The organism is Pseudomonadota bacterium (genome assembly GCA_026388215.1).
In the GTDB taxonomy this organism is placed as follows: domain Bacteria; phylum Desulfobacterota; class Syntrophorhabdia; order Syntrophorhabdales; family Syntrophorhabdaceae; genus JAPLKF01.
In genome coordinates this window covers 1-4,569 of sequence record JAPLKF010000246.1, presented here as the reverse complement: position 1 = coordinate 4,569, position 4,569 = coordinate 1, and the positions used below count along the sequence as shown (strand labels likewise).

General features: G+C 34.5%; 5 protein-coding genes and 1 pseudogene. All 6 read right to left on the bottom strand.

What is annotated here, in order from left to right; all coding sequences use genetic code 11:
• Positions 1 to 781 (bottom strand): IS3 family transposase (locus NTU69_11835; GenBank protein ID MCX5804197.1); only part of this gene is annotated, 781 nt, incomplete at its 3' end.
• 14 nt (positions 782 to 795) lie between these two features.
• A complete protein-coding gene (locus tag NTU69_11830) occupies positions 796 to 1,095 on the bottom strand; it encodes a transposase (GenBank protein ID MCX5804196.1) in 300 nt (99 codons plus the stop codon).
• A gap of 71 nt (positions 1,096 to 1,166) precedes the next feature.
• Positions 1,167 to 1,754: pseudogene (locus NTU69_11825) on the bottom strand (reverse transcriptase domain-containing protein).
• Complete coding sequence (locus NTU69_11820) at positions 1,745 to 2,041, bottom strand: hypothetical protein (GenBank protein ID MCX5804195.1); 297 nt, start codon at positions 2,039 to 2,041, stop codon at positions 1,745 to 1,747. Before NTU69_11820 ends, NTU69_11825 begins: the two are co-directional and overlap by 10 nt.
• A 575-nt stretch (positions 2,042 to 2,616) precedes the next feature.
• Positions 2,617 to 3,846, bottom strand: a complete 1,230-nt coding sequence (locus NTU69_11815) for an amidohydrolase family protein (protein MCX5804194.1) — start codon at positions 3,844 to 3,846, stop codon at positions 2,617 to 2,619.
• A 590-nt stretch (positions 3,847 to 4,436) separates the two neighbouring features.
• Positions 4,437 to 4,569, bottom strand: a 133-nt coding sequence (locus tag NTU69_11810; GenBank protein MCX5804193.1) for a pyridoxal phosphate-dependent aminotransferase, incomplete at its 5' end; no start/stop codon positions are given.

Below are 4,569 nucleotides of genomic sequence, written 5' to 3'. Positions count from 1 at the left end.
TTCTGTTATAAAAAATTTCAATGTATTCGAATATATCTCTTCGGGCTTGTATTCTCGTTTCGTAGTTTCTCTGATAGATTAATTCTATCTTTAAGGTGCGATAGAAACTCTCCATGACCGCGTTATCCCAGCAATTCCCTTTGCGACTCATAGAACATAGTATACCATTTCTTTTCAGTAATGTCTGGTATAACTCACTGGCATATTGACTGCCCCGGTCTGAATGTAACAGCAAACTAGAAGAGGGTTTTCTCTGTTTCATGGCCATGTGTAATGCTGCCATGACTAATTCTTTGGTTAATCTGTTTCTCAGGGACCAGCCGATGATTTTCCGGGAATACAGGTCCATGATGGTAGCCAGGTAGAGCCAACCTTCTTGGGTATAGATGTAGGTGATATCGGCTACCCAGGCCTGATTGGGTTTGTCTGGTGTAAATTTACGATTGAGGTGATTTTCTGCCACCGGCTGGGAATGATTAGAGTCAGTGGTGGCTCGGTATTTCTTTTTGGCCACAGCACAAATATCTAATTCTTGCATTATTCTTTCTACCCGCTTTTTGCCAATACTATAGCCTTCCCGGACCAGTTTTTGATGGATACGGGGACTGCCATAGGTCCTACGACTGTTATTGTATATTTGGACTATTTCCTGTTCTAATTTCATGTCTTCTATCTTTCTCTTACTTATAGGATATTTCATCCAATAATAATACCCAGACCGGGAAACTTCCAGTACCTGGCACATCTTCGTGACACTGAACCTATCAGTGTGTTCCCGGATAAACCGGAATAAATCTACGGTTTCTTGGTGAAGATGGCCAAGGCTTTTTTTAATATATCACGCTCCTGCCTGACATCATAAAGCTCTTTCTTTAGCCTTCTAATCTCTTCTTCTTGTGGGGTGAGCTTTTGATTGCCATTCCCGGGGAAGGCTAGTTCTCCGTTTTTGCCATATTGGGTACGCCATCTCCTTAGATTACTATGGGCAATCCCCAGGTCCTGGGCTACTTCTACCACTGTTTTTTCTGATGTCAGACTGTGCTCGACTGCATCTTTCTTGAATTCCTCACTATATTGTCTTCGATTTCCTTCCATGTTTTCTTTAACCTCCTTTAATTTAATTATAGCTCTTAACCTGGTGTCCAGTAAAGCGGGGGAGGTTCAAATTCCTTATCTAAGTCATCAAGTATTATATTGGCAAGTAGAGGACTTAAAGGACCACCTTGGGGTGTCCCTTCCTTGGCGAGTACTTTAACTCCATTTACCATAACTCCTGATTGAAGGTAAAGACGGATTAGTTTTAGTACTCTTTTGTCTTTTACCTTACGGGCTACTCTGGCCATAAGCATATCGTGGTTTATACGATCAAAGAATCTTTCTATGTCTATATCTACTTCCCACTGGTATCCCTCTTCTATGTATTGTTTTGCTTTTATTACTGCATCATGTGCCTTTCGATTAGGGCGAAAGCCGAAACTAAAGGGAGAAAATCCAGGGTCAAAGATATCTGTCAGTATTTGTAGTAAGGCCTGTTGAATGAGACGGTCAATGACTGTAGGTATCCCCAATAACCTCTTTTCTCTGTTAGGTTTGGGAATCTCTACCCGTAAAACGGGTTGAGATTTATATTCTTCTTTTAGTAATTGTTCACTGATGGATAACCAGTTTTGACAAAGATAGGGCTTAAGGTTTTCTACTATTAGGTTATCTATACCAAGAGCTCCTTTGTTCTTTAATACAATAATCAGGCACATTTAATACAAAACACTTTATGCTCGCTAGCTGCTTTTAAATCAATTACATCAATACCAATTCCATAACGAGCGATAACTTTTAACTGAGGCAATGATTCAATTACCTTTTTTGTAATCGGTGCACGCTCCACTATTAAATCATCCACTCCTTTAGCTTTTTCGATAACTTCATCTTCTGTTCTACATTGAGCTTCAATTACTTCCGCACCAATATCAGATAACATTTTCTTCTCATAGTATATATCTAAAAATTGATAATTAGTAATCAATACTTTCCATTTAAGCATATATAACTCCTGTTATTTACATTTACTAAAATATAAAATAAGTAAACACTCCACCTACATAGTAGGTAGTTTTAGGAAAGACCTCTAAAAAAAACCAAATTCCTGTTTGTCTATCTTCTTTTTTTCTTTTTCTTCTTATTGATGCTTTACGCTTTATATATTTTATTATTTTATTTTCATCCAGCTTTATATTTCTTACACAATTTCCTCGATTCCAAAAATGATTTCTATAATATAATTTTTTTTAAGAATAATAACTCTTATCCTTTTTATGTCTACCGTTGCCAGATTCAAATAAGGTGTTTTTTGAGTCTGTGCTATATTCTCCGTAAAAGTAATTAAAATAACTTGAATTGGCTATCAAAAACTTCCATAATAAAAAAACAAATACCAAAATAATTTTTTCTTTAAATCATTCTAACTACCCTACTAAAGTTTACACTAATAATATTTATATAGAGCATGAAAAATATAGGAAAGTTAAAAAACGGCTAAATAAGAGATAATAAAAATAGTCTTTAAATAGACGCTTTGAGAAAACACTTCTTTTATTTGAAAATTTTGCCACAATTTATTTACTTCTCAAAAAAAACAATACCTTCCTTTATTACTGCCTTAATCATTTGTTTATTTTGTAAAATTTTAATATCTTCTAATGGATTTTTATCCAAAACCAAAATATCAGCTGTTTTCCCCTGCTCTAATGTACCAATATTTTCCTGGATTCCAATTGCTTCGCTGGCTGTTTTAGTGGCACAGACAATTGCTTCCATCGGACTCATCCCATTTTCAACATATAGTTCAAGTTCTTTAGCATTGTTCCCGTGTGGGCTGAATGCTGTTCCTGTATCCGACCCCATTACAATCTTCGCTCCTGAATGATAAGCTAATTTAAAACTTGCAAAAAGTTTCTCCTTCAATTTTTCATTTTTTCTTATAGCATATTCCTGCATACCACCTTTTACTCCATACTCACAAGCATTATAAACAGCAACAAGTGTTGGCACAAGAAAAGTCCCTTTTTCTTTCATCATCTGAATAGTTTCTTCATCTAACTCAACACCATGCTCAATTGTATCCACTCCACCACGAATGCTATCCTTTGCTCCACTTAAACCTTCAACATGAGCAGCTACTTTACGACCCAATTTATGAGCCTCAAAAGTAACCGCCTTAATTTCATCTAAATTATAATTCTGAGCACTCGGTTCAGTGGCAATATCCATTACACCACCAGTTGCACAGATTTTAATCAAATCTACTCCTGTTCCGATTAATTTTCTTACTACTTTACGCAATTCTTCTACGCCATCAGCAAATATGCCCATATTTATTTCAGAACTAAGCCAGGGAGGGAGAAAAGTCCCATGACCCCCGGTAGCTGAAAGGAGAGGACCAGAAGTTAATACTCGAGACCCAGGAATAATCCCCTGATTGATAGCATTTCTTATTGATATTCCTAAATATCCAGGCTCTCCTACAGATCTTAAGGTGGTAAATCCAGCTTCTAGAGATTTTTTTACATAAACGGTTGCCTTAATTGCATAGGTTGATAAAGTGGAATCAAAAAATACTTTAATCGTATCAGGCTCCCCATTAACACACATATGGACATGAGCATCAATCATTCCAGGCATTAATATATTTCCCTCGATAACGTTCACATCTTTTGGTAATGGGATATTATCTCTTTTTCCTATTGTAGTTATTCTTCCATTCTCAACAATAACCATTCCTCGTTCAATAGGATCTTTGCCTGTTCCATCAATTATATTACCAATTAAGGCTAAGTAATTTTTTCTCATTTTCTTTTCTCCTTTACGTTTTATTTTGTACCTTTCAAAAAACTATGAACCCTTGTCTTGCAAGGCTTTTAATACACCTATATTTTATTTTTCACCTCCACCCTTAAAACCCTTATCTAATAAGGGTTTCAGGAAGGTTATTGGTTAATTTCTACTTATTTTATTGATTTTTTATGGGCTTGGAGATGATTTTTTTTAACCATATTTAACCTCCTTAAATCAGTAAAATAAAGGCTGTATTACATTTAAGTATTTTATAAAATTTTAAGATATTTTATTTATAGAATATAAATATTTTAAGTAATTTTTCTTTATAGTGTTATCTATTTACTTTTACTACTATTAATACATCTAATACATCTGGATCTACATAAATTACCTTTTAATTTTTAATTTATCTTCAACTAATAACTAATAATCGGGTTCATATTAGTTTTTGAGCAATATCTCAGATTAAATAACAGCATATAGTTATCTGATAAATTGTAAAAAAAATGAAATTTCTTACTTGCCAAATAATTTTAGCCCTCTACTCATCCTTTATGCTCTTCATATTGACTTGTTGACATTTTATGATTATTTTTTATATGTTAATATTTTTTCTTTATATGCTCGGTTATACGGTTTACTGCTTCTTTTAAGTTTTCATCTGAATTAGCAAATGAGAATCTCAGATAACCTTCTCCCATACTTCCAAAAGCTGATCCTGGTACACCTACTACT

Coding starts and splice junctions, on each gene's coding strand:
- NTU69_11815 (MCX5804194.1), bottom strand. CDS start 3,846: ATGAGAAAAAATTACTTAGCCTTAATTGGTAATATAATTGATGGAACA.
- NTU69_11820 (MCX5804195.1), bottom strand. CDS start 2,041: ATGCTTAAATGGAAAGTATTGATTACTAATTATCAATTTTTAGATATA.
- NTU69_11830 (MCX5804196.1), bottom strand. CDS start 1,095: ATGGAAGGAAATCGAAGACAATATAGTGAGGAATTCAAGAAAGATGCA.